At 42.3% G+C, this 24565-nt stretch carries 23 protein-coding genes; 19 read left to right on the top strand and 4 right to left on the bottom strand.

Going from position 1 to position 24565, the window contains the following annotated elements; translation table 11 throughout:
• Window positions 1-23: 23 nt before the first annotated feature.
• Both A37S_RS0101735 and A37S_RS0101730 read left to right on the top strand, forming a co-directional pair.
• Entirely contained in the window at window positions 24-659 is a 636-nt protein-coding gene (locus tag A37S_RS0101735; protein ID WP_028295512.1) for a peroxiredoxin, read from the top strand.
• Window positions 660-1060: 401 nt separating this feature from the next.
• Window positions 1061-1258, top strand: coding sequence for a cold-shock protein (locus A37S_RS0101730; RefSeq protein ID WP_028295511.1), 198 nt, complete (start codon window positions 1061-1063; stop codon window positions 1256-1258).
• Window positions 1259-1300: 42 nt separating this feature from the next.
• On the opposite strand, the gene A37S_RS0101725 is transcribed toward A37S_RS0101730, so the two are convergent.
• On the bottom strand, window positions 1301-2788 hold the full coding sequence (locus A37S_RS0101725) for a M14 family zinc carboxypeptidase (protein WP_036600937.1): 1488 nt from the start codon (window positions 2786-2788) through the stop codon (window positions 1301-1303).
• 137 nt (window positions 2789-2925) lie between these two features.
• Window positions 2926-4260: a dihydroorotase gene (locus tag A37S_RS0101720; RefSeq protein WP_028295509.1), complete on the bottom strand. Its 1335-nt coding sequence runs from the start codon at window positions 4258-4260 to the stop codon at window positions 2926-2928.
• Between the two features lie 158 nt (window positions 4261-4418).
• Here A37S_RS0101720 and A37S_RS0101715 point away from each other — a divergent pair, with 158 nt between their 5' ends.
• From A37S_RS0101715 to A37S_RS0101700, 4 genes are read left to right on the top strand one after another with little or no spacing between them, the layout of a single operon-like run.
• On the top strand, window positions 4419-5141 hold the full coding sequence (locus A37S_RS0101715; RefSeq protein WP_028295508.1) for a hypothetical protein: 723 nt from the start codon (window positions 4419-4421) through the stop codon (window positions 5139-5141).
• Window positions 5142-5182: 41 nt separating this feature from the next.
• Entirely contained in the window at window positions 5183-6508 is a 1326-nt protein-coding gene (locus tag A37S_RS0101710) for a DEAD/DEAH box helicase (protein WP_028295507.1), read from the top strand.
• Between the two features lie 58 nt (window positions 6509-6566).
• The gene (gene gldC / locus A37S_RS0101705; protein ID WP_028295506.1) at window positions 6567-6914 is read left to right on the top strand and encodes a gliding motility protein GldC; all 348 of its coding nucleotides are present in this window, start codon (window positions 6567-6569) and stop codon (window positions 6912-6914) included.
• Window positions 6911-7912, top strand: a complete 1002-nt coding sequence (locus A37S_RS0101700) for an NAD(P)H-dependent glycerol-3-phosphate dehydrogenase (protein WP_028295505.1) — start codon at window positions 6911-6913, stop codon at window positions 7910-7912. The genes gldC and A37S_RS0101700 overlap by 4 nt, the downstream gene beginning before the upstream one ends.
• A gap of 19 nt (window positions 7913-7931) precedes the next feature.
• On the opposite strand, the gene A37S_RS0101695 is transcribed toward A37S_RS0101700, so the two are convergent.
• Complete coding sequence (locus A37S_RS0101695; RefSeq protein WP_211229702.1) at window positions 7932-8915, bottom strand: acyl-CoA reductase; 984 nt, start codon at window positions 8913-8915, stop codon at window positions 7932-7934.
• Between the two features lie 195 nt (window positions 8916-9110).
• Between A37S_RS0101695 and A37S_RS0101690 the strand changes: the two genes are divergently transcribed.
• Window positions 9111-9461 (top strand): 4Fe-4S dicluster domain-containing protein, encoded by a 351-nt coding sequence (locus A37S_RS0101690; protein ID WP_028295503.1) that lies wholly within the window; start codon window positions 9111-9113, stop codon window positions 9459-9461.
• A gap of 102 nt (window positions 9462-9563) precedes the next feature.
• Here A37S_RS0101690 and A37S_RS0101685 read toward each other — a convergent pair whose 3' ends face one another.
• Entirely contained in the window at window positions 9564-10049 is a 486-nt protein-coding gene (locus A37S_RS0101685) for a universal stress protein (protein WP_028295502.1), read from the bottom strand.
• Between the two features lie 157 nt (window positions 10050-10206).
• Here A37S_RS0101685 and A37S_RS0101680 point away from each other — a divergent pair, with 157 nt between their 5' ends.
• The 12 genes from A37S_RS0101680 to atpE all read left to right on the top strand — a co-directional run bounded on the left by A37S_RS0101680 (window position 10207) and on the right by atpE (window position 24423).
• Window positions 10207-10986, top strand: coding sequence for a C40 family peptidase (locus tag A37S_RS0101680; protein WP_028295501.1), 780 nt, complete (start codon window positions 10207-10209; stop codon window positions 10984-10986).
• A 65-nt stretch (window positions 10987-11051) separates the two neighbouring features.
• Window positions 11052-11537 (top strand): Cys-tRNA(Pro) deacylase, encoded by a 486-nt coding sequence (gene ybaK / locus A37S_RS0101675; RefSeq protein WP_028295500.1) that lies wholly within the window; start codon window positions 11052-11054, stop codon window positions 11535-11537.
• A 208-nt stretch (window positions 11538-11745) separates the two neighbouring features.
• The gene (locus A37S_RS0101670; RefSeq protein WP_245586284.1) at window positions 11746-13260 is read left to right on the top strand and encodes an acyl-CoA dehydrogenase family protein; all 1515 of its coding nucleotides are present in this window, start codon (window positions 11746-11748) and stop codon (window positions 13258-13260) included.
• A 192-nt stretch (window positions 13261-13452) separates the two neighbouring features.
• The gene (locus tag A37S_RS0101665) at window positions 13453-15906 is read left to right on the top strand and encodes a glycoside hydrolase family 31 protein (RefSeq protein WP_028295498.1); all 2454 of its coding nucleotides are present in this window, start codon (window positions 13453-13455) and stop codon (window positions 15904-15906) included.
• A gap of 31 nt (window positions 15907-15937) precedes the next feature.
• The gene (gene glgB, locus A37S_RS23190) at window positions 15938-18079 is read left to right on the top strand and encodes a 1,4-alpha-glucan branching protein GlgB (protein ID WP_084163712.1); all 2142 of its coding nucleotides are present in this window, start codon (window positions 15938-15940) and stop codon (window positions 18077-18079) included.
• Window positions 18080-18111: 32 nt separating this feature from the next.
• A complete protein-coding gene (locus tag A37S_RS0101655) occupies window positions 18112-19536 on the top strand; it encodes a glycogen synthase (RefSeq protein ID WP_028295497.1) in 1425 nt (474 codons plus the stop codon).
• Window positions 19537-19663: 127 nt separating this feature from the next.
• Window positions 19664-20935, top strand: a complete 1272-nt coding sequence (locus tag A37S_RS0101650; protein ID WP_028295496.1) for a glucose-1-phosphate adenylyltransferase — start codon at window positions 19664-19666, stop codon at window positions 20933-20935.
• A gap of 146 nt (window positions 20936-21081) precedes the next feature.
• A complete protein-coding gene (locus tag A37S_RS0101645) occupies window positions 21082-22272 on the top strand; it encodes a glycoside hydrolase family 88 protein (protein WP_084163711.1) in 1191 nt (396 codons plus the stop codon).
• Window positions 22273-22375: 103 nt separating this feature from the next.
• On the top strand, window positions 22376-22606 hold the full coding sequence (locus A37S_RS0101640; RefSeq protein WP_036600876.1) for an AtpZ/AtpI family protein: 231 nt from the start codon (window positions 22376-22378) through the stop codon (window positions 22604-22606).
• Window positions 22603-22998: a hypothetical protein gene (locus A37S_RS0101635; RefSeq protein WP_028295493.1), complete on the top strand. Its 396-nt coding sequence runs from the start codon at window positions 22603-22605 to the stop codon at window positions 22996-22998. Before A37S_RS0101640 ends, A37S_RS0101635 begins: the two co-directional genes overlap by 4 nt.
• A 14-nt stretch (window positions 22999-23012) precedes the next feature.
• The gene (atpB, locus tag A37S_RS0101630) at window positions 23013-24179 is read left to right on the top strand and encodes a F0F1 ATP synthase subunit A (RefSeq protein ID WP_028295492.1); all 1167 of its coding nucleotides are present in this window, start codon (window positions 23013-23015) and stop codon (window positions 24177-24179) included.
• Between the two features lie 40 nt (window positions 24180-24219).
• On the top strand, window positions 24220-24423 hold the full coding sequence (atpE, locus tag A37S_RS0101625; RefSeq protein WP_028295491.1) for an ATP synthase F0 subunit C: 204 nt from the start codon (window positions 24220-24222) through the stop codon (window positions 24421-24423).
• Window positions 24424-24565 lie beyond the last annotated feature (142 nt).

Below are 24565 nucleotides of genomic sequence, written 5' to 3'. Positions count from 1 at the left end.
GGTGTTTAACAAAACAAAAAGATATGAGTTTGCAATTAGGAGATACCGCCCCAGATTTCAAGGCGAAGACCACAATTGGTGAGATTGATTTTTATGATTATATTGGAGATAACTGGGCTTTATTATTTTCCCATCCTTCGGATTATACACCTGTATGCACAACAGAGTTGGGCAAAACCGCTTCTCTGAAAAGTGAATTTGATAAAAGAGGGGTGAAGGTGCTGGCCTTGAGTGTGGATAAGCTAGAAGACCACCTCGGTTGGGTTAATGATATTAATGAAACCCAAAATGTGGAAGTTAACTTTCCTATTATTGCCGATGAAGACCGTAAGGTATCTGAAGCATATGGTATGATTCATCCGAATGCTTCGGCAACGGCCACCGTACGCTCGGTATTTATCATCGGGCCTGATAAGAAAGTGAAATTGACCTTGACGTATCCGGCGTCTACAGGAAGAAACTTTCAAGAGATTTTGCGTGTGATTGATTCGTTGCAACTTACTGCCAACTATTCTGTGGCGACACCAGCCAATTGGGTGGAAGGTGAGGATGTGATTATCACACCCGCGGTAAAAGATGAGGAAATACCTGCTAAATTTCCTAAGGGACATAAGGTCATAAAACCATACTTGCGTACAACGCCACAGCCTAATTTGTAAAAAGCTAGTGGTATTTTAAACGAATGGCTGCCTGAAATCTTCGCTTGAGAAACGAGATTTCAGGCTTTTTTTTAAGATGGTAAAATGCGCAGCGGTATTGGGTGTTATCTGATGTTAATTGTTTGTTGTTAGCCTGTCCGCTATTTTGGCGTTTTAACGTTTGTTTTTTTGTGCCATTTATTTGATATGTATAATTAATTGATATCTTTGAAATAGTTTAATGGATTCAGTTCAAGGTATGCATTCCCTGTTTTTGTTTCCTGAAAAAAGCGAACGAAAATTCAGTTGAATTCTGAATTAAACGGCCTCTTGTAAGGGGTATAGCTAGTATAATTCAAGCGATTAGATAAATTATTTTCTCTTTTCGTTCTTTTACAAACAATAATAATACAACTTACACAATGAAAACTGGAAAAGTAAAATGGTTCAATGCACAAAAAGGATTTGGATTCATTATTCAGGAAGATGGCACCGATATTTTCGTACATTTTAAAGATGTAGATGGTGGCGTCGATGGTATAGCTGAACATGATACCGTAAGCTATGAAGTAGGACAAGGCAAAAAAGGTCCGCAAGCGATAAAGGTGAAAAGAGTATAAAAATAAGCTTAGAGACAGTGGCGAAAATTTTTTCGCCACTGTCTATCTTATGGCGTTCATATAATTGTCTGAGAGCGCATTTTCCAGGTCAATCAGATAGCCGTTAATAATGGCGTACTTGGCTTCCCCATTCTTTGCTAGGAAAAAGGATGCCTCGCTACCCAGTGTCGGATTGTTGCCTCCAATGGTGCCTTTATATAAGATGACTATGGGAAGTTTGCTGGGGGCATAAGTAGATGCATTGCTTACTCGCACGGCATAGTATCCTTGTTTCATCAGATCATAGGCCACTGTTTTTGTAATAGCAGCCGCACTTCCAAATGTCTTTTCATAGACTTTTCCACTCATAAACTGCAAGCCTTCGGCGTCAAGCTCTTCATAGCCATAACTGTCTTTCAGATCGCCTACATCATCTATACGGCCTCTTATGAAATAGCTGCCGTCAGGAGCATTGATCTCATCGCGCTTAATGGCTAGATCCACCTTGTAGTCGTATTCGTTTACAGAATGCTCGATGTTTTTGATAAGAAGATCGCATAACTTCGTTGCGTTCTCGGGTATCATTTCATACTCATCCTTATCGTATTGTTCATAAGAGTTCTTGGATATCTCTATGAGTGCGTTCAGAATAATGAAGAAGTTGAGTTTACGGATATATTGCTTTTCTGGGTCGTTTTTGTAGCCACCAGACTCTATCAATATGGTACTTGCTCCAAGTTTTTGTACATTGTCCCCAAAGCCTCTCGGTTCGTGCGCATCGCTATATTTGGCCACGCCGTTTGGTATATAGTTTTGCAATAGTTTGTTTATGCCCACGATGAGTTGTATGGCTCTGCCACGGGTATCATTGATATCCCGTTCATAGTTGTAGGCCGGTGCCAATAAAGAAATTGTTGCCGGAGTTCCTGTTCTCGGCACGTTGTAGTATATCTGCTGGTCGTGTAAGTTGAAGCCGTAGTCGGGCTTAATACGTTCGGCCGCAGCGCGCAACAGGCTGGATTCTGGACTGACGTGCTCCCGAAAGTCACGATTTAGGTCAATGTCCAAGGCATTTCTACGTATAAATCGTTCGGCCCCATCTGGATTGACCATGGGGATGAAATATAAGGTGGTGCTTTTGCTAATTAAATTTCTTACGTCATCGAATCCATCATTTTTCCCTTCCAAGAAATTGAATAGATCGAATAGCGCCATAGTTGCCGTGCTCTCATTGCCGTGCATTTGCGACCAAAGGAGCACCTTTTGTTCTCCTTGCCCATATTTTAATTGATAAATAGCCCTTTTTTCTACCGATTCACCAAGTTTTTCCGTGACAAATAAGTTGCTATTTCTTTTTGAAATCAGCGGTTCTATGTCAATGTGTTTTATCCGCCTGTGCGTAAGTGTGCCCTCGCGATACTGGGCGAACGCTTTTTGAAACATATTAGTATCCGGTAAATAGTTGTCCTTAAAATGACTTTGGCCGTGATTTTCCATGCATGAGGTAAGAGCGATGATCATCGATATGACAAAAAAATATGCGGTTTTCATGGTGTTTTTGCGTGTAAATATATTTTCTACTACAAGTGCCAAAGTCTTATATAATGGATATCTTGCAATGAGCAATAAATGCACCAAAAAACGACAAAGTTTCTTAAGACATCGATGCGCTCTCCAAAGGAGAAACATCAACGATTGAACAAAAGCCTTTTTCCTGGCTGGTCATTTTGAAAATGGCCATTAGAATATATCAAATTGCCAGATACGATAGTATGCGCAATACTCGAGCGAAACGTATGGCCTTGAAAAGGAGACCATCCGCATTTTGACAAAATGTTTTCCTTGCTCACCAGGTAAGGCCGATCGAGATCTACCAATACCAAATCTGCGGCATAACCTTCGCGAATGAATCCACGATTGGCTATCTGAAAACAGATTGCTGGATTGTGTGCGGTTTTTTCTACGATCTGCTGCAAAGTGAATACACCTTGATGAACTAGGTCTAACAAAGCCATAAGGGTATGCTGCACCAAAGGACCTCCCGAGGGTGCAAGTGCATAAGGCTGCGATTTTTCACCAAAAGTATGCGGAGCATGATCTGTAGCGATCACATCAATGTACCCACCTATTACGGCCTGTCTAATCGCTGCCCGGTCTATTTCTGTCTTTACTGCTGGATTCCACTTGATGAAATTTCCCTTGGTGGTATAGTCCTTATCGGTGAACCATAGGTGGTGCGTGCAGGCTTCGGCAGTAATACGTTTTTGCGCAAGCGGGATTTCATTGTTGAACAAATCTATCTCTCTGGCCGTGCTGATATGGAGAATGTGCAACCGCGTGTTGTGTTTTTTTGCCAGTGCTACTGCGCGGCTACTGGATAGGTAGCATGCTTCTGCCGAGCGTATTTTTGGGTGCATCTCAATGGTCAATTCGCCATTGCCGTGTACCTTATAATAAGCAAGGTTATCTTGGATAGTTTTTTCATCTTCGCAATGTGTGGCTACGAGCATAGGCGTATTTTTGAAAATGCCCTCCAAGGTGGCTTCGTTGTCTACCAGCATATTTCCGGTAGAAGATCCCATGAACACTTTAATGCCGCATACATTGCTTGGATCGGTTTTCAGCACTTCGTCCAGGTTATCATTGGCCGCTCCCATGAAGAAGGAATAATTGGCTACGGAATTCTTTGCGGCAATGTCGTACTTTTCTTCTAAAAGTTCCTGCGTGAGCGTGTTGGGAATGGTATTGGGCATTTCCATGAAGCTGGTGATTCCACCCGCTACGGCAGCCCTGCTTTCGTGCCAGATATCTGCCTTGTGCGTGAGCCCAGGTTCGCGAAAATGGACTTGGTCGTCAATCAGTCCCGGCAGGAGGTGTAGCCCTGCGGCGTTAATAACGGTATCTGCAGGATGGTTTATTTCCGATGAGATCATTTCGATGATTCCATGATTGAGATAAACATCGGCAACAAAGCTTTCACCTTCGTTGATTATGTTCGCAGACTTGATGAGTATTGAGGACATATGAAAAGGAATAATTTCTTACAAACATATAGAAACGATATAATAAAAATAGAAAGTGTTGTTTTTTTTGCTATTTTTTCGCTAGTTTTATGCAGGCGTTAGTTTTGTCTCATTGAAAAACTCTTATATATGAAAATATAAAAAAAAGGAATGTTGATATGAAAAAACTCACAGTTAATTGGTTTATCGAGGGAAATATCGATTTCGAAAGTAAGAAATACCAGGTTTTGGCATATTTGCAACATGTCAATGCCTGTTTTCATAAGAATAAATTGTATCCCGATCTAAATGATTTGATTTTTCATTATAATAATTTGTTGTCCTTTAAGCGCAACAAAACAGCCTTGTGCAAGACTTTTCCAGGAAAACTCAAGGCGATTGATTTGCAGAATCTCAAACTGATTTATACAAAGATTGTAGAAGATAATGAAATGATGGAGCAGATAGAGCAAATCATCAGTTATTCTTTGAACAAGATGAGCCCAGCCTTACAGGAAGGCAAGGAACTATATGAATTTATTGATAGCCGTTTGGCAGTGGAACCTGTGGGGCTTGTCCCGCTCTATCCATATCACGGTTATTTGCTGTTGCGCAACGGTTCTGAGCGCGATACACGTGTGTACGAATATCAAATAACAATATTTGAAGGCCAAGATGAAAAATATAGAGGGGTCAATACTACTTTTGTGACCAGTTATGAGCGTTCCTTTATTTTTAGTGCTCCTGAAGCGATTCGTACGGACCTCATTCTGAGCAACAGAGCTATTCCCAATCCAGCTGTGTACCACATTGTAAGCGACATGAATTTCCCACTGGAACAAACCCTGCTTCCCCTCGCCAAGCGAAAATTGGTGCGGTGTATATCGGATATGGCGGGCTAGAAAGAGCAAAATACGGCTTCGTATTCGTATCTTTGCGGCCTATGCGTGCATCGTTTGAAGATTTCAAGTTCAATAGGCAGATACTCAATGCAATAGCAGATGCAGGGTATGAGGAGCCAACACCTATACAGCAAAAGGCTATAAGTCCCATTCTTGCCGGACAGGACCTTATGGGCGTTGCACAGACAGGAACGGGGAAAACCGCGGCCTATGTATTGCCCATTATCATGCAGCTTAAGTATGCTCAAGGTAATGATGCACGTGCGTTGATTCTTTCGCCTACGCGTGAACTGGCCATGCAAATAGAAGAGAATATTAAGCTATTTGCTAAGTATACCGATTTACGTACCGTAGTGCTTTACGGCGGGTTGGGGCCGAAAACACAGAAAGAAGCGTTGGCAAGAGGCGTGGATATTTTGGTGGCAACTCCGGGTCGATTTTTGGATCTCTATTTGGATGGCGACATCGTGACCAAATCTCTTAAGTTTCTGGTCATGGACGAAGCCGACAAGATGATGGATATGGGTTTTGTTGGCAAAATTCATCGCATCCTGGAAGTGGTTCCCCGCAGGAGGCAGAACCTGTTGTTTTCTGCTACCATGAGTGAATTGGTGCATAAGATTGCAGGAGACTTTTTGAAATTTCCCGTCGTGGTAGAAGTGATGCCACAAGCTACGCCAGCAAATAGCATATCACAATTCCTGTACCGCGTGCCCAATAATAAGACAAAGATTAACCTACTCCATTACTTGCTTGGCAATACCGAGCAGATTACTCGGCTTATTGTCTTTTGCAAGACCAAGGTCGTGGCCGATAACCTGTTCAAGTTCCTGTCTCGCAAATATGGGGAGGACAATGTTCGGGTCATACATGCAAACAAGGGACAAAACACGCGGATCAATAGTATTAACGCATTTAAGGAAGGTAATATACGTGTACTGGTAGCCACTGACGTAGCGGCGCGCGGACTGGACGTTAGTGAGGTGAGCCATGTTATCAATTTCGATGTACCCATTGTGATAGAAGATTACGTACATCGCATTGGCCGTACGGGGCGGGCACAACATACAGGTGTTGCTATCACGTTTTACAATGAGGCCGAAGCATATTATGTGAAGAAAATAGAACGATTAATTCGGCAAGAGATCCCCGTGAGCGAAATTCCGGAAGACGTAGTTGTGGAGGCCACCCCTTACGAAGAACGGCAGGCTATGGCTCGTGAAATAGATATGCAAAAGCGAAAGGAAAACCCAGAGTATAAGGGCGCCTTTCACGAAAAAAAAGCCAGTAATACAAAAGCGAAGGAGAAAACGAAGCCTAAAAAAAATACAACAAAAGGAAATAGGAAATTTGGAAGAAAAAAATAACATGCATATTCATAATTTGAGTATGTGGTTGGAATTTTAATAGCGACGATTAGAGTACATGAAAAAAGCAAACATCAATTTGACTATAGAGCTGGACGACAATAATGTGCCAGAAAATATTACATGGCAGTCCAGCGATGGCGAAAATAAAGACAGCCTTCCTGCCAAGGCATTGTTCTTGGCCTTATGGGACCACCATTACAAAAATTCCCTGCGTATAGATCTTTGGACAAAGGATATGCCTTTGGACGAAATGAAACGTTTTTTCTATGAAACATTGCAGACCATGGGCGACAGCTTTCTTCGCGCAGCAAATAGCGATCCGCTGGCAGAAGCGGTGATAGGTGACCTCAGGGACTATTGTGCACATTTTGCCGAGAAGATGGAAGTAGTGGAAAAGCAATGAAAAAAAACAAAATCGCTGTCATAGGCGGTGGTAGCTGGGCGACAGCTATGATCAAAATGCTGAGCGACAATCGGGAGGATAAATCCATTTTTTGGTGGATGAGGAATGAAGAGACTGCTATATATATCAGGGAGTACCACCACAATCCCAATTATTTAAGCGCGGTAGAAGTAAAGTTGCCATCGCAGCAAGTCACGACAGACATCGTGCATGCTATCACAGAAGCGGACTATGTAGTGCTCAATGTGCCCGCAGCATTTCTCAAAGATGCCCTTAAAGGTGTGGATAAGGAACTGTTTAAAGGTAAATCTGTGATTTCCGCAATTAAGGGGATCGTGCCGGAAGACAATAAGATAGTAGGCGATTTCTTGCAGTCTACCTATGATATACCCTTGCATAAAATAGCCGTTATTAGCGGGCCATGCCATGCGGAGGAAGTCTCGTTGGAAAAATTATCGTACCTGACGGTTGCTTCCGTAGATATGGAAATGGCTGCGCATTTTGCCCACTTTTTGCGCACGAGGTATATAAAGACGGTTATTTCCGACGATATTTATGGAACGGAATATGGTGCCGTGCTGAAAAATATATATGCTGTGGCGAGTGGCATTTGTCATGGCATCGGTTATGGGGATAATTTTCAGGCCGTTCTTATTTCCAATGCAATACGGGAAATGGCTAGGTTCCTCAGCACGGTACACCCTATCGATAGAGATATTAACGAATCCGCCTATCTAGGAGATTTATTGGTTACCGCATACTCGCAATTTAGTCGAAATAGGACCTTTGGCAACATGCTGGGTAAGGGGTACACCGTCACATCTGCACAGTTGGAGATGAACATGATAGCGGAAGGTTATTATGCTTCTGCCTGTTTGCACGAGATCAATAAAAGATATCAGGTGGATATGCCCATATGCGAAGCAGTATATACTATTGTATATGAAAAGAAATCGCCGGTATATATCATGCGGCAGTTGGCTGATAAATTAAGCTAAGCTTCCACTAACTGCCTGTTCAATTAATATTCTCAATGAGAAATTGCACCGTGTTTACTCCATCTGCATAATCGTCTAGTGCAGGATATTGCGTTTGTCCAAATGTGAACACTGGTAAATTTGACAGAGGTTCAATACTGTTATTTTCAGCTACGATACATTGTATTTCGGTGGATCTGTTCTGTAAGACTGCAGCTACATCATTTATGTTGTCGTAACTTTCATAGTACACCACCGCTAATGGTGAAGCTATTCGTGTATCCTCTTTTAAAAGTAGAAAACCATTATCATAATGTACATCCCCATTTACCAAGTAAATGGATTTGTTATAGTCATAGTTATTATGGTATTTATGGTGTAGACTGATGTCAGAAAAGTGTTCAAGCGGTTCAAAAAATTGCTTGAAATCATATTCCTTTGGGACATATATTTTAGAGACATTGCGACAGCCTAGGCCAAAGTAGTCGAATATATCGTGCCCCAGCCGAACAATTTCGTCCGTTGTTTCCTTTCCCGTAAGAACTGCTATCCCATTGCGGTTTTTACGTATGATGTGTGGGTACTTTCCAAAATAATAGTCGAAATACCTAGAAGTATTATTACTGCCGGTGGCGATAATTATATCGATACCCTGTAAGCGTTCTACCAAATCTATACGGTTTGAAAAGGCTGGCTCAATCTCAATGAGCTTCGAAAGAAAGTGAGGGATTAATAGCTTATCATCGGAAGAAAGTTTGATCTGAACTTTTAATCCGATCAGCAGGGTTGCCAAGACATCATGCCATCCCACCATAGGAATATTGCCCGCAAGCACCAATCCTACTACCTTATCGCTTGTTTCAGCTATTTTTCCGGAGTAGGGAGCTAGCCATTCATCTAGCTTTTCGATAGTGAGCTTGTCCGCCCAAGAGCGGATAGACAGTTGGACGTTTTGTGTAGTAAACCAAGGATTGCCCTGTGCTGCGGTGCTTATTAGAGAAGGCAAATCGTGTGCTTCTTGCATGTAGTAGCCAAGTTTTTTAAAGGCTTCTATACGTTTGCTATATGTCAAATTCGAGTTGTTCAAAACAGATAAAAGATATTAATGTTATATTTGCAAAATCTTTTGATTTGACGTGTGAGTAAAAACTACTTACTTTGTAGACAAATCAATTTGGATTTGCAAAAATAAGTTTAATACCCGATTTATTATATTATAATGGCGATTAAGATTACAGATGAATGCATCAATTGTGGAGCTTGCGAGCCGGAATGCCCAAACAATGCCATATATGATGCAGGTGCTTCGTGGAAGTTTTCCGAAGGAACGGCTTTACATGGGGTAATAGATTTTGGCGAAGGAAATACATTGGATGCGGACGAGTCTCAAGAAGCATTTTCGGACGAGGTTTATTATATTGTTTCAGATAAATGTACCGAATGCGTAGGTTTTCACGATGAGCCGCAGTGCGCAGCTGTATGTCCTGTGGATTGCTGCGTGGATGACGAGGATATTCGTGAAAGCGAAGATGAGCTTCTTGCAAAAAAAGCTTGGCTGCATGGCGAATAGCAAAGCAAATCAGCTTTTGCTGCAACATCCTGCAAGCCTTTTGAACAATCAGAAAACGACCCACTTTAGGGTCGTTTTCCATTTTTGATAAGCTTATTGCGGTTATTTTTTCTCGTCCTTGCTGGGTACAATCAGTACTGGACATACAGAATGCCTAGCCACGCTTTCCGAGACGCTACCGGAGATGAAATGATCAAAACCAGTTCTGCCGTGTGTGCCTAAAACAATGAGATCGGCGCTTATCTCTTGTGCTGTCTCTAGGATTTCATTCTTTGGTTGCCCAATTTTGCTTACTGTATTGACCAGGCTGTCGTCGTCGGTCCATCTTTTTTTCAGGTTGTCCAACAACTCCTTTGAGTTCTCTTCCTGAATTTCATTCAATTCGGGGATGAAAGCTGTTTGGGAGCCCATTATGGGATCCATACCACCGTAGCTATTCGCGGTAGGCGGATCTATTACATGTATGAGCGTCACACGTGCCTTCAAAGATACAGCTAGATCGAAGCCATACTGTACGGCTTTTTCCGAATAGGCGCTGTTGTCTACAGCTATTAGGATATGTCTTAATTTGTAGGTTGTAGTTTCCATTATGTTGTTATTTGATTTTTGTTATACAACAAAACAAATATATCCAAGTTAAGTTTCAACAAGTGGTAACTATTATTTTTTTAATCTGGAAATTTGCCGCGAAGCTATATATTTGCTTTTCTATAAAATAAATGATAGTCCTATAGCTGACGAACTGATGAGATACGGTATATGTAACCTTCCTGTAATTCCTTTGCGAGAAGATATTTCCAATAAGAGTGAGATGATTTCTCAAGTATTGTTCGGAGAATCCTTTGAGGTGTTGGAAAGCTCGAAGGACCATGTTTATGTCCGTTTGGCTCACGATGGTTATCAAGGATGGATCAGCACAAAACAGCAGCAGCCCATAGACGACGAAGTATATGCGCTATTGCGGCAACCTCAGCAGTTGTCCGATTTGTCCACCATGGCAATGGCCTTAAAGGTAGGCAAGGAGGAAAGCATACATTTGTTGCCTGGAAGCGTGCTGCCTTTCTTGGAGGACAACATGTTTCGCATCAACGCACAGGAATACCTTTTTTTGGGCCTTGTGAGAGAACCTGTACTGTCCAATTTTGAAAATGAAGTGGCCGAGGTAAGTCAATTCTTTCTTAATGCACCCTATCTGTGGGGAGGGAGGACCCTGTTTGGAGTTGATTGTTCTGGGTTTGTACAGGCTGTCTATCGGTTTTTCGGCATCCAGCTTTCGAGAGATGCTTGGCAGCAAGCTGAGCAAGGCAGTCAAGTAGATTTTGTACAGGAAGCAAAATTGGGCGATTTGGCTTTCTTTGACAATGAGGAGGGTAGAATTTCACATGTGGGGATGATGTTGGGCGAATCAGAAATAATCCATGCTAGCGGAAGGGTGAAAATTGATCAAATAGACAGTCAGGGGATTTATTCAAAGGAAGAGAATAGATACACCCATCGGCTAAGGATCATAAAGCGGATGGTGTAGAGGCCTTGGGCTATTCGAAAAAACGACTATAATACCCATCTATCTTTTTCCTAGCTTTGTGCCCAATGTCAAAGAAAGTTGCTAAGACAAATGCTATGCGCTTGTTAGATACACATTCCGTTCCTTATCGGGAGATAGTGTACGATATAGACGATGGTGAGATAGATGGAATGTCTGTCTGCCGGAAAGTGGGAGCTGAGCCTGCCATGTTTTTCAAGACGCTTGTAGCAAAATCGAGGGAAAAGAAAATATATGTTTTGGTAATTCCTGTGTTGGAACATTTGGATCTCAAAAAGGCCGCAAAGGTCATAGGAGAAAAACATATAGACATGGTAGAGGTTAAGGAACTGTTGGGGCTTACCGGATATATCCGCGGTGGTTGCTCTCCCATAGGAATGAAAAAAGCTTATCCAACATATTACCAACAAAGCCTGTTGAATCATGAGGAAATAGTTGTGAGCGGAGGACGTCAGGGCCTGCTTATTGGTTTGGCACCTGCCGATTTACTCCTGATGACGCAAGGCAAAACTGCAGATTTGATTGTGCGATAGTAGCTTTTTGTCTGCAATCATATTAAAAAATGATTTTTGACATTATTTTGAATTTTTCTAAATTGTTGCTCCTTTTTTGCCTATCTTTACCCGTACTATGGTTAAGAGCAAGGTTTTATGTGTTTCTTAAGTTAACCGTTTGACACATTATTAGATCAGAAACGGTTTTATACCTATATGTTTTCATCAAGAATCAAATTTATAATAAGTGAGTGTTTTAAATATTTCAGTACCCGAACTTACGTTTGCTGAGTTCATCAAGGATTTTGAGGATACCCTGAAAGATCTATTTCAAGTAAAGAACGATATTAATGAATTGAGCCATAAGCGTGGTCTGCCAGCAAATATCCTCGAGGGGATTATGTCCAAGCAGCCTTTGTCTGTTGCTATTCCCAAATGTTTTGGAGGTCGTGGCGGCATGGTAAAAGAGTGTTTAGGACTACTTTCCGCTGCGTCTTATCAATCGTTGCCACTTTCGCTTACCTTTGGTATCAATATAGCGCTATTTCTGGAGCCTGTGAGCAAATATGCCAATGAGTTGATGAAATCCGGAATTTTCAGCCGCTTTCTTGAAAGGCAGAATATGGGTGGGCTGATGATTACGGAACCCGCTTACGGTAGCGATGCCTTGAATATGAAGACCTGCTATATGGAATATGAGGATAAATATCATATCCAGGGGACGAAACATTGGCAGGGCCTCACAGGTATGGCCGATTATTGGCTGATGACCGCTCGCAAAACGCTGCCCAATGGCGAGTTAGCAAGAGATATAGATTTCTTTATATGCGATTCCTACCAAGATAACCAGCAGATAGAGGTTTTGGAGTACTATGATAATCTGGGACTTTATATGATTCCCTATGGGTTGAATAAGGTAGATGTCGAGGTGCCAAAGCTAAACCGCTTGGAGCCTGAATCTACGGGTTTAAAAATGATGTTGGATATCCTTCATCGCAGTAGAATGCAATTCCCAGGTATGGGAATGGGCTTCTTGAAGCGAATGCTAGACGAGGCAGTGGCCCACTGTCAGAATAGGTACGTAGGATCGGGTAACTTGCTGTCTTATGATCAGGTGCAATATCAGATTTCCCGCATGCAGGCAGCCTACACCATCTGTTCTGCCATGTGTGCAAGGAGTTGCGATATCAGTGGAACGGACAATAACGTAGCTAGCGAAGGGTTGGAGGCAAACAGCATGAAAGCCTTGGTGACCGATCTGATGCAGGAATCGTCGCAATTGCTGATGCAACTTTCAGGGGCCAATGGTTACCGGATCAGCCATATTGGCGGCAGAGGAACACTTGATAGCAGGCCCTTTCAGATATTTGAAGGATCTAATGAGATGTTGTATACACAGATCGCGGACATCGTGTTGCGCGATATGAGAAAAAAGAAAGCCAATAACCTGCTTGAGTATTTAAGTCAAAATCCGCTTACGACCAGCGCTTGTGTTTATGTGAAAGATGAGATGGCTGTAAGCGTGGACGGAAATTTGCCCCAGCGCAAGCAAATCGACCTAGGAAGAGCATTAGCCAAGCTTATTAACATGGGCTATGTGTTGAAATTGGAAGATAAAGGCTATAACAGGGAACTTGTGGCGAGTTGTATTGCCATCCTGCGTCAAGATATTAGTTGCTTAATGAGCTCTTTTGCGTTTAATAGTAAAGTAAATGTGGTAGAGTGCTATTCTGAGAGTAGCAACTGGTTGGCTTTCGCCTAATTAGAATAACAGCTGGCTTACCGAACTTCGGACTGTCGATGATTGTCTTTGGAAGTTAGGTAAGCCTTTTTCAATTATATAATCTAAATTTTTCGCATTTTTATCTTGGCATGCGTTCGGCACGGGATTAATTTTTATTTTTTACTTAAAGGAAGATGTAGTATTTTGTCTTGGAATAATTGAAGCATACGTATGGCGGATAACAGCAAAGGATCTATCGGTGATGGGGAGATGGTGAACGAGACGCTAGACTCAGGGATTCAACATAAGAATAACCCGGTACTGGATCTGCCGCAGATAGTAAAACGCTACCTGAAGGCAGTGAGTGGCCATTACCAGCAGGACAACAATTATTTTTTTACTGACGGTAATGCCGCAGTGGAAGTGAAAGTCGTGAGTGATGAAATCATTCGTGTTCGTTTGGCCCCCCAAGGCCAATTTTTGGAAGATTTTTCCTATGCAGTGGAGAATAAAGATCAGCATGTTGCTGTCTTTGAATTTAAGGAAACAAGTGATACTTATGTCGTAAAGACCAATACGATATCTTGCAAGATAGAAAAAAAGAGTTTTCTGATTTCTTTTGAAGATAGAAATGGCAAAATCATCAATAGGGATTTTGCGCCCATGCATTGGGAGGAAAATGCGGACTTCGGTGGCTACTACGTGTTTTGTACAAAGTATTTGCCTTCAAATGAAGCTTTTTATGGATTGGGGGACAAACCTACTCACCTAAATATTAGAGGAAAGCGCTTTGTGAACTGGAATTCCGACACCTACTCTTTTGGTTTCGATCAGGATCCTCTGTACAGAAGCGTCCCCTTTTATATCGGACTAAACGATGGTGATGCCTATGGCATATTCTTCGATAATACATTTAAAACTTTCTTTGACTTTGGTCATGAACACTATGATCAAACCAGTTTTTGGTCAGAGGGGGGAGAGCTGCAATATTATTACATACATGGTCCACGTATGCTGGATGTCGTAAGGCGTTATCATATGCTAACTGGTACGCATTATCTTCCCCCCATGTGGGCACTAGGTTATCACCAATCTAGATGGAGCTATTATCCCGATAGCAAGGTAAGGAAAATAGCACAAGAATTCCGCAAGCGCAATATACCCTGCGATGCCCTATACCTCGATATAGACTATATGGATGGCTATCGCTGTTTCACATGGAATAAGCAATATTTTCCAGATCCTAAAAGAATGATAAAGGAGTTGTCGGACAGTGGCTTTAAGACGGTAGTTATCATCGATCCGGGCATCAAGATAGATGATAACTATTGGGTGTTTAAAGAAGGGAAGGAGAAGAAACATTTCTGTCGGCGAGGAGATGATTATTTCATGGAAGGTTATGTATGGCCGGGGCGTTGCCAATTCCCTGATTTTACCAATCCTGAAACAAGGGTCTGGTGGGGGAGGCTATTTCGGGAGCTAGTGGATTTTGGGGTAGCTGGGGTCTGGAATGACATGAACGAACCAGCAGTTTTTGGACGGGGAACCTTCCCAAATGACGTACGACATGATTATGAAGGATATAGCGGCTCGCACCGTAAGGCGCATAACGTTTACGGTATGCAGATGGTACGGGCCACCTACGAAGGTTTGAAAAGTTTATTTAAAGACAAACGGCCTTTCACCATTACACGTTCTGCCTATTCGGGTACACAGCGCTATGCGTTGGTATGGACGGGCGATAATGTGGCTACTTGGGAGCATTTGAGACTTGGCGTATTGCAACTTCAGCGCCTGTCTATGTCTGGGCTTTGTTTTTGCGGTACAGACATAGGCGGTTTCAGTGGCGAACCAGATGGCGAACTTTTTGCGAGGTGGATACAGTTTGGCGTGTTTTCTCCTTTTATGAGGGCACATTCTGCAGGTGATACGCGTGAACGTGAGCCCTGGAGTTTCGGCGCATTTTTTGAGAATATAAATCGCAAGTTCATCGAACTTCGATATCGTTTACTACCCTATATCTATTCAACTTTTTGGGAACAAACACGCTATGGCTTTCCTATCCTAAGACCAGTGGTGATGCACGAACAGCGTGTTGGCACCAATATCGCTCGTGAGGAGGAGTTTACGTTTGGAGACAAATTATTGGTGTCGCCCGTGTTATACCCTGGGCAGATGGAAAAAAATGTGTACTTGCCGAATGGGAAATGGTATGAGTTCCGCTCGGAGGAGACCTATGAGGGAGGTAAAGAATATACGGTAAAGACTCCGATAGACGAGATGCCCATCTTTGTGAAAGCCGGAAGCGTTATACCTGAATTTCCGGTGATGCAATATGTAGACCTGAATGTAGTAGATAAACTAATACTCAATGTGTATTATGCGGATTATGAGGTCAATTCTTATCTTTATGAAGACCAAGGCGATACTTTGGCATATGAGCAGCAACTATATCTTGAAAAGAAATTTACAATAAAAGGTGAAAAAAGTAGCTTTCGCATAAACCAATCAGTGGAAGGGCTGTTTACAGAGAGGTACGAAGCTTATGTTTTTTGCATTATAGGATTGCCGTTTCTTCCAGCACAAGTCATAGTCGATGACAAGCATGTCGCATTTGAAATAGACGACAATGGGATGATGAGGTGTGAAGTGACAAAAAAATTCCAGTTGATATGGATTAAATGAATAAAAAACCAAGTATAACAGCAACAGATTTATGACCAACGCCGTAGAAGCATTTACGCTCTTTACCGATTATGATATCAATTTGTTCCGTGAAGGAACTCACTATAGGTTGTATGAAAAGTTTGGTGCACATGAAATAGAAAAGGAGGGCGTCAAGGGAACTTATTTCGCTGTTTGGGCACCTAATGCGCGAGAAGTATACGTCGTGGGCAATTTCAACGGCTGGAACAGGAAAAGCCATGCTCTATACGTACGTTGGGACGGTTCTGGCATATGGGAGGGCTTTGTGCCCCAGGTGATACTTGGCGAATTGTATAAATATTATATCGTTTCCAACACAGGGGAGCTTTTGGAAAAAGGGGATCCTTTTGCTTTGGAGTGGGAAACAGCACCCAAGACAGCTTCGAAAATTGGAACAACATGGTACGAATGGAAAGACGAAGCATGGATGGGAAAGCGTACGGAGTACAACGCATTGGATAAACCCATTTCGGTCTATGAGATGCACTTGGGCTCTTGGCGTAGAGATCCCGAAAACCCGAAAAATTACTTGAGCTATGGACAAGTGGCCGACAGCTTGATCCCATATATAAAAGAAGCAGGCTTCACACACGTGGAGTTTATGCCGCTCATGGAGCATCCCTATTACCCTTCATGGGGATATCAGATAACGGGCTATTTTGCGGCAAGTGCCCGTTATGGTCCACCGCAGGAATTGATGTATCTTATTGAACAACTGCATCTCAATGATATTGGCGTTATTTTCGATTGGGTTCCTTCCCATTTTCCCGGTGATGCCAATGGACTTTATAAGTTTGATGGTACCCATCTATATGAGCATGCCGACCCCAGAAAAGGTTTTCATCCCGACTGGAGTTCGTACATCTTTAATTATGGACGCAATGAGGTGAGGTCCTTTCTCATTAGCAATGCCTTATTCTGGTTGGATCGCTATCATGCAGATGGATTGCGAGTGGATGCGGTAGCATCGATGCTCTATCTGGATTATTCAAGAAAAGAAGGCGAATGGATTCCAAACGAATATGGAGGACGTGAGAATCTGGAAGCAATTTCTTTTCTAAAGGATCTGAATGTGGCAGTTTACAAGCACTATCCAGATGTGCAAACCATAGCCGAAGAATCAACAGCATGGCCAGGCGTAAGTAGGCCCGTATTTTTGGGCGGATTGGGATTTGGCATGAAGTGGATGATGGGCTGGATGCACGACACCCTTGACTATTTTAGAGAAGATCCGATAAATCGTAAATTCCACCATGGGCAGATTACCTTTAGTACGGTGTACGCATTTAGCGAAAATTTTATGCTACCGCTATCGCATGATGAGGTGGTGCACGGAAAGGGATCGCTCATAAGTCGCATGCCCGGCGACGAATGGCAACGCTTTGCCAATCTGAGAGCGATGTACCTATATATGTTTACCCATTCTGGAGCAAAATTGCTTTTTATGGGAAATGAGTTTGGGCAAACCTCCGAATGGAACTCAAATACTTCTTTAGATTGGCATTTGCTGGAATATGCGCCACATGCGGTCCTGTTTGAATTTGTAAAGGAACTTAACCGGTTGTATCGCCATCAGCCCGCCTTGTACGAAAGAAACTTTTCCTATGAAGGATTCGAATGGGTAGAACTGGGAGACAATGAAAATTCGGTTTTGGTCTATTATCGAAAAGGATTTGATAAGGAGGAGGATTTGGTAGTCATTTTGAACCTCACACCAGTAGTGCGCTACTATTATCGGATTGGCCTGCCCCAAAAAGGCACGTATGAGATCATACTCAACTCGGATGATGCTCGTTTTGGCGGAAGCGGAGTGATTCAGGAGCCAGTAGTGGCTGAATATATAGCATGGATGAACAAGGACTTCTCGGCCAATTTTACCTTGCCTCCTTTAGGTGGGCTTATTTTGAAAAAGAAAGCTAAGAAAGAGGTGCCTGCAAAGAAAAAAGTAACACAAGAAGCCGTTGTGGAAGATAAGACACTCACTCCTAGGAAAAAACCAAGTGCGGGAGAGAAATTTGCGGATGATAAAAGTGCGGATGAACCCAAGCTTACCAGGTCTAAAACTAAGCCAGCAAGGAAAAACAAAAAAGATGACGAGGAAGGAAAAATACCCGCTAGTGGTGCCAAACTTACAAGAAAGAAAAAAGAATGATAAATTTATAATGTTAAAAATTAACACGGTATATGTTCGTCATCCATTTTAGTGCAGAGTGTTATCCGGTAGCCAAGGTAGGGGGGCTAGCCGATGTATTGGGTGCATTGCCTAAATACCAGCAGCAGGCTGGCCTGCGAGCTGCCGTGGTGATGCCTTATGTTCGCAAACCTTTTGTGGAGAGTCATGAAATGTTGATTGTCCACAGCGGCGAGATTGTGCAGGACAGTGTCGTAAAACCATACGTGGTGTTAAAGGAGAGGCATGACGTACTCGGTTTTGAGCTCTATCTTATCCAGATACCGGGCTTGCTCGATAGGGAAGAGGTTTATTGTTATCCCGATGAAAGCTTGCAATTCTTGGCTTTTCAGCACGCTGCGCTACAATGGATTTGTTTTGCGGGCCTTCAACCAGATATTATACATTGTCATGACCACCACGTAGGCCTGATCCCGTTCTTTTTGGAAAATGTGCCCCTATTTAGACGTATTAAGCGTACGCCTACGGTAGCTACGATACATAATGCGCAGTATCAGGGATGGCAGCCGTGGGATATGTTGAGGTTTTACCCTCCTTTTGATGACTATCGTGCCTTTATGCTAGAATATAACGGACAGATTAACCCTTTGGCCAGCTTGGTGAGGTCCGCATGGCATTATACCACCGTTTCCGAGGGATATCTTAGGGAATTGTTTAGGGAAGCGAATGGCTTGGAGCGTCTTTTTGCCGAGTTTAGTTTTAAGGCTACGGGAATTGTGAATGGCATAGATAAGCAGGTTTGGGATACCAAAAATGACCCTATGTTGGCAAATAACTATAGCCTTAAAGATGCGGGGCGCGGTAAACAGGCAAACAAGTTGGCCCTTTGCGAGCAATATGGACTAGACGTTGCCCTTCCCTTAGTGGTCTTTATCGGTCGTTTTGCGCTAGAGAAAGGAGCAGATCTTCTTCCAAGCGTTATTAGGCAAGTTTTGAACAACAATCAGGGTAAAGTCAATTTCCTTGTACTGGGATCTGGTGATGCACAGGTTACTTGGGAACTACAACAACTTTTTGGCAATTATTCTCAACAAATGGGCTTATACATAGGTTATAACGAAGGATTGGCTCACCAGATCTACGCATCTGCCGACTTTCTGCTGATGCCGTCGTGGGTTGAACCCTGTGGTCTTAATCAATTGTACGCACTTCGTTATGGCACCATTCCAATAGTAAGTGCTACCGGTGGATTAAGAGATACAGTAATAGACATAAGTGAACCGAACGGTTACGGCTTTCTTTTTAGTAAAGCGGATATTGGAGCTGCGGTAACGGCAATTGAGCGAGCAATCAGTCTGTTCGAAAATAATGAACAGGTATCTAAAATAAGGAAACATATTATGCAACTTGATTTTTCTTGGGAGAAATCGGCCGCAAAATATCAAGCCATTTATACCGAATTGGTAGAAGTAAAATAGTAAACAATAACAATAAATCCAATGATGAATCTATAGCATGATGTGCAAGGTTGAAAAAGAAAGAATTGACTGGTTGCAACCTACATCGTCATGGGCGGACATTTAAAACGAAGAAAATTATAGTATCATGAAACCAAAAGTTCTTTCTATTGTGCTTGGCGGCGGCCGGGGAACGCGCCTTTCACCACTAACCGATCAACGTTCGAAACCTGCCGTGCCTATTGCCGGTAAATATAGGCTAGTAGATATCCCTATTTCCAATTGCCTCAATTCAGGCTACAACCGGATCTTTGTGCTTACCCAGTTTAACTCTGCTTCTTTAAACAAGCATATCAAGAACACCTATAATTTCAGCATTTTTAGCAAAGGCTTTGTGGATATTATAGCGGCCGAGCAGACAATAGAAGGTGATAAATGGTTTCAGGGTACGGCCGATGCCGTGCGTCATGCCATGCGCTATATGGCCAATCACGAATATGATTTTATACTTATTCTTTCTGGCGATCAGTTGTATCAGATCGATTTTCAGGAAATGATAGAAGCCCATATTAGTAAAAAAGCACAGGTTACCATCGCCACAATCCCCGTCAATGCTAAGGATGCCACTTCCTTTGGGATACTGAAAGCCGATGATCAAGACAATATCATCTCATTTATAGAAAAGCCCAATTCGGAACTGCTCAAGGATTGGAGCTCGGAGGTGAGCCAAGAGATGAAAGAAAAAGGGAGGATTTATCTTGCGTCCATGGGTATTTATGTGTTTAGCAAAGGCGTATTGTCAGATATGTTGTCAAACTCTCCAGGCATTGATTTTGGTAAGGAACTTTTACCGGAAGCAATTGAAGGCGATAAAAAGGTGGTGAGCTACCAATATGATGGATACTGGACGGATATAGGGAATATAGACTCTTTCTGGGAAGCGAATATAGGATTAACCGACGAAATTCCTGAATTCAATTTGTTCGATAAGCAAACGATATATACCAGACCTCGTATGCTTCCCCCCTCCAAAATGTTGCTCACAACCTTGCACAACGCCATTGTTGCTGATGGGTGCATCATCAACGCTAAGCTGATAGAGCGATCGGTCATCGGTGTGCGTTCGCGTATAGGTGGGGGAACGGTTATTAGAAACACCTATATGATGGGAACAGATTTTTACCAATCCCTGGAGGAGCTGAATCGCAGCAAAGAAAGAGGTATTCCAGTGATAGGAGTAGGTGAAAATTGTTACATAGATACTGCCATTCTGGACAAAAGCTGTGCTGTAGGTGACGATGTGCAAATCAAGGGCGGGAAACACCTGGAGGATGGCGACTTCCCTACCCATACCATCAAAGATGGCATTATAGTCGTCAAAAAGAAAGCGGTAATACCTAGCGGTACGGTTATAGGATGAGTGGATATTTTCTCCTCTCTATGATAAATAGCGCATAGAAAAATAACGCAAACGGTTGCGTAGGTATATTCATTTGCAATAGCCATTTATTGAACTATTTTAGTGGTGTTAATAGCTTATTTTAAACACATATCTGTTACATATAGATGAAAGGTTTGTTCGTAAAAGGCTTGGTTGCCATGTCAATGTTGACACTCCCTTGTTTTGCGCAAGAAAAAGAAATGGCCAAATTGATTGAAGAAAACTTCCAGTTTGCCAATAGTCAATACAAGTTGTTAGCCTCTAATATTCCCTCGGACAAAATGCCACAAGCTTATGACCCGAAGACTGGAAAGGTAGATTCACGTGATATCCAATGGTGGTGCAGCGGCTTTTACCCAGGTTCTTTGTGGTATATATATGAACAAACGAAAGACGAAGCGATAAAGAAAGAGGCGATACGGGCCCTTGAGGTAATCTCTCCTAATAAGACATATACTGGAAATCACGATCTGGGATTTATGATGTTCTGCAGCTTTGGCAATGCCTACCGTATTACTGCTGAACCATCTTATAAAGATATCCTATTCGAGTCGGCCGCTTCCTTGTCTACGCGTTATAGGCCTGCCGTTAAGGCAATTCAATCATGGAACAAGAGCAAATACTGGGAGTATCCGGTGATTATTGATAATATGATGAACCTGGAGTTACTCAATTGGGTAAGTGAGCAGGGGGGAGATAAGAAGTTCAAGGATATATCCATTACGCATGCCAATACCACATTGAAGAATCATTTCAGACCCGATGGAAGTTCCTATCATGTTGTAGACTACAACCCTGAGACGGGAGAAGTGTTGCGGAAAGCGACGTGGCAGGGTGCGGCCAACAGCTCTGCATGGGCGAGGGGACAGGGCTGGTCTTTATATGGCTATATACTCATGTATCGGAGTACCAAGGATAAGAAGTATCTGAGGCAGGCAAAGGCCGTGGCTAACTTTATACTGAATCATCCGGACTTGCCCGAAGATAAGATACCATTTTGGGATTTTGATGCCCCCTTTATTCCATATGCCGTTAAGGACGCATCCGCAGGAGCATTGATAGCATCGGCCCTTCTAGAGCTTGGTCAGTATTCCAAAAAAGCGAAGCAAAAGGAATATGTAGATGCAGCAGAAACCATGATCCGCTCCTTAGCTAGCGATGCTTACAGGTCGCAACCCAAAGAAAATGGTGGTTTTTTGCTGATGCACAGCACGGGTGCCTTACCTCTCAATTCCGAGATCGACATTCCGATCATTTATGCTGATTATTATTTCTTAGAAGCCTTGAAACGATATAAGGATTGGTATTTAGACTAGACGCAAAGCTGGCTGATCCCTGAGACAGCATATATTGTTTGTTAGCTTTAGCTTCTCAATTTACTACCTTTGCAAAGTCGAGGAATAGAAATCGGCATCGAAAATGGATAAGGACGATATAAAAAATAACGCTAAGAACTATGCCTATTATACGGGTGTAGGATTCCAGATGATAGCCGTAATAGGTATATTGACTTTTATAGGATATAAAATAGACACTTCCAGATCGGGGGAGGTGGGGGTTTTTACCATCGTATTTTCGTTGCTCGGTGTAGTATTGAGTTTGGTGAGTACGATTAGATCAATAATCAAGAAGGACAATCAGAAAAAATGAGGTTTTTGCAGCGTTTCTTTCTCCCTGTATATCTTATTTATGGTGTATTGATAGCGATATTTTCGGTGCTTATTGACAGCACTATCTTCCCTTACATAGAAAAAGTTCCTCATTATTGGCTTGTATTTGGATTTCTATTTATAATTGTGCTTGTAGCCTATGGTGTGTCTTATTTTGGGATACAGAAGGGCGGACAAACAGCCACAGTAGCTATTCTTTCTGGAATTATTGTTAAGATGCTGTTTGCCATGCTACTTCCAGTTTTTTACCTAAAGAAATATAGTGATAATCAAACGGTTTTCGCTTTTAGTTATTTTTCTTTGGTTTTATTGTTTTCGGTCTTTGAACTTATTGGTTTGTTGAGTAACTTGCGCGACCAAAAGAATTCTTAAAAATCGTTGGATAGATGAAATATAGGCCGTTTTTGATTTCAAAAAAATATTTTTTGACCGCTTTTCTCGCTTTTTTCTGCCTGTTTGGCGCTGTAATGGCACAAGATGTGCATGCGTCGCATGAAGGTGAAAGTGCACATATCGAAAGTGTATCGAAGGAACATGGAGAGGAGAAATTCAACATAACGGAATTTATATTTCACCACATAGGCGATTCGCATGTTTTTCACTTTTGGGGAGAAGGCGAGCATTGGAAAGGACTATATCTTCCGATCATTTTATATACCCACAATGGGTTGGTAACGTTTAGCTCCAAGGCTTTTGAACTGAACGATGATGGGAGCAAGGTCGTTGAGGTAAAAGGGATGCGTTTTGTGCAGGCGCATGGCAAGATTTACTATGCCAATGAGGAAGCTGAGCATGGCTCATATGTGAGTCACGAAAAAAATAAAAAGGGAAAAGATGTGATCACTAATGAACGGCCGCTTGACTTTTCGATTACGAAGAACGTGTTTTCCGTCTTCTTTTCCGTGGCATTGTTGTTAGTGATATTTATTTCGGTGGCTAATGCCTATAAAAAACGCGAGGGGAAAGCACCTAAAGGTTTTCAGTCTTTAATAGAACCTATCATTTTGTTTGTGCGTGATGATATCGCGCGTCCAAATCTAGGTTATAAGTATGAGCGCTTTATGCCTTATTTATTGACCGTCTTTTTCTTTATTTGGATAAACAATATGCTTGGTTTAGTTCCTTTCTTTCCTGGAGGGGCGAACGTGACGGGTAATATAGCGACTACGTTGGTTTTAGCTATGTTTACGATGATCTTGATTAATTTCAACGGCAATAAGTATTATTGGGGACATATTTTTAATCCCCCAGTGCCCTGGTGGTTGAAGCCGCTGATGATTCCCGTCGAAATGATTAGTATTATATCTAGGCCTTTTGCCTTGATGATTCGTCTTTTTGCAAATATAACAGCAGGGCACATTTTGGTGTTGTCTCTCCTTTGTTTGATCTTCATTTTCAATTCATTGGCTGTGGCACCTGCGTCCATATTTTTTGCCGTATTTATTGGCGCTATCGAGCTTTTGGTGGCTTTTATACAAGCATTTATCTTTACTATACTGAGCGCCTTGTTTATCGGTATGGCGGTAGAAGAACATGCTGCTGACCACCACTAATTATGAACAATTTTTTGTTAAACTTTAAAAATAAATTAAAATGGGAATTTCATTAGCTGCAATTGGAGCAGGTCTAGCTGCTATCGGCGCTGGTTTGGGTATTGGTAAAATCGGTAGCTCCGCTATGGAGGGAATCGCGCGCCAACCAGAAGCTGCTTCAAAAATTCAGACTGCGATGCTTATCGCTGCTGCCTTTATCGAGGCGGTTGCGCTTTTCGCGGTTGTTGTTTCTATGATTAGCTAATAATCTAGGAGTAAACTGAAAACGAGGATCCACCATGGGGTTGCCGGAAGTGGATCCTTGATTTGATTGAGCTTCCCAAAATTAAAATTGCAACAATTAGCCGAAAAGGAATTATTAATAGTTTTTTGATACAATAATATAC

This window comes from Olivibacter sitiensis DSM 17696, assembly GCF_000427965.1.
Lineage (GTDB): Bacteria > Bacteroidota > Bacteroidia > Sphingobacteriales > Sphingobacteriaceae > Olivibacter > Olivibacter sitiensis.
Note: the sequence above shows the minus strand (reverse complement) of the source record. Positions and strands in the feature narration are given on the sequence as shown.

What these genes read in the sequence shown, in the direction of transcription:
- A37S_RS0101680 (WP_028295501.1), top strand. Translation starts at nt 10,207, where the DNA reads ATGAGATACGGTATATGTAACCTTCCTGTAATTCCTTTGCGAGAAGAT.
- A37S_RS0101735 (WP_028295512.1), top strand. Translation starts at nt 24, where the DNA reads ATGAGTTTGCAATTAGGAGATACCGCCCCAGATTTCAAGGCGAAGACC.
- A37S_RS0101730 (WP_028295511.1), top strand. Translation starts at nt 1,061, where the DNA reads ATGAAAACTGGAAAAGTAAAATGGTTCAATGCACAAAAAGGATTTGGA.
- glgB (WP_084163712.1), top strand. Translation starts at nt 15,938, where the DNA reads ATGACCAACGCCGTAGAAGCATTTACGCTCTTTACCGATTATGATATC.
- A37S_RS0101650 (WP_028295496.1), top strand. Translation starts at nt 19,664, where the DNA reads ATGAAACCAAAAGTTCTTTCTATTGTGCTTGGCGGCGGCCGGGGAACG.
- A37S_RS0101700 (WP_028295505.1), top strand. Translation starts at nt 6,911, where the DNA reads ATGAAAAAAAACAAAATCGCTGTCATAGGCGGTGGTAGCTGGGCGACA.
- A37S_RS0101720 (WP_028295509.1), bottom strand. Translation starts at nt 4,260, where the DNA reads ATGTCCTCAATACTCATCAAGTCTGCGAACATAATCAACGAAGGTGAA.
- atpB (WP_028295492.1), top strand. Translation starts at nt 23,013, where the DNA reads ATGAAATATAGGCCGTTTTTGATTTCAAAAAAATATTTTTTGACCGCT.
- A37S_RS0101715 (WP_028295508.1), top strand. Translation starts at nt 4,419, where the DNA reads ATGAAAAAACTCACAGTTAATTGGTTTATCGAGGGAAATATCGATTTC.
- A37S_RS0101710 (WP_028295507.1), top strand. Translation starts at nt 5,183, where the DNA reads ATGCGTGCATCGTTTGAAGATTTCAAGTTCAATAGGCAGATACTCAAT.
- A37S_RS0101725 (WP_036600937.1), bottom strand. Translation starts at nt 2,788, where the DNA reads ATGAAAACCGCATATTTTTTTGTCATATCGATGATCATCGCTCTTACC.
- A37S_RS0101685 (WP_028295502.1), bottom strand. Translation starts at nt 10,049, where the DNA reads ATGGAAACTACAACCTACAAATTAAGACATATCCTAATAGCTGTAGAC.
- gldC (WP_028295506.1), top strand. Translation starts at nt 6,567, where the DNA reads ATGAAAAAAGCAAACATCAATTTGACTATAGAGCTGGACGACAATAAT.
- A37S_RS0101645 (WP_084163711.1), top strand. Translation starts at nt 21,082, where the DNA reads ATGAAAGGTTTGTTCGTAAAAGGCTTGGTTGCCATGTCAATGTTGACA.
- A37S_RS0101690 (WP_028295503.1), top strand. Translation starts at nt 9,111, where the DNA reads ATGGCGATTAAGATTACAGATGAATGCATCAATTGTGGAGCTTGCGAG.
- A37S_RS0101665 (WP_028295498.1), top strand. Translation starts at nt 13,453, where the DNA reads ATGGCGGATAACAGCAAAGGATCTATCGGTGATGGGGAGATGGTGAAC.
- A37S_RS0101695 (WP_211229702.1), bottom strand. Translation starts at nt 8,915, where the DNA reads ATGCAAGAAGCACACGATTTGCCTTCTCTAATAAGCACCGCAGCACAG.
- atpE (WP_028295491.1), top strand. Translation starts at nt 24,220, where the DNA reads ATGGGAATTTCATTAGCTGCAATTGGAGCAGGTCTAGCTGCTATCGGC.
- A37S_RS0101655 (WP_028295497.1), top strand. Translation starts at nt 18,112, where the DNA reads ATGTTCGTCATCCATTTTAGTGCAGAGTGTTATCCGGTAGCCAAGGTA.
- A37S_RS0101640 (WP_036600876.1), top strand. Translation starts at nt 22,376, where the DNA reads ATGGATAAGGACGATATAAAAAATAACGCTAAGAACTATGCCTATTAT.
- ybaK (WP_028295500.1), top strand. Translation starts at nt 11,052, where the DNA reads ATGTCAAAGAAAGTTGCTAAGACAAATGCTATGCGCTTGTTAGATACA.
- A37S_RS0101635 (WP_028295493.1), top strand. Translation starts at nt 22,603, where the DNA reads ATGAGGTTTTTGCAGCGTTTCTTTCTCCCTGTATATCTTATTTATGGT.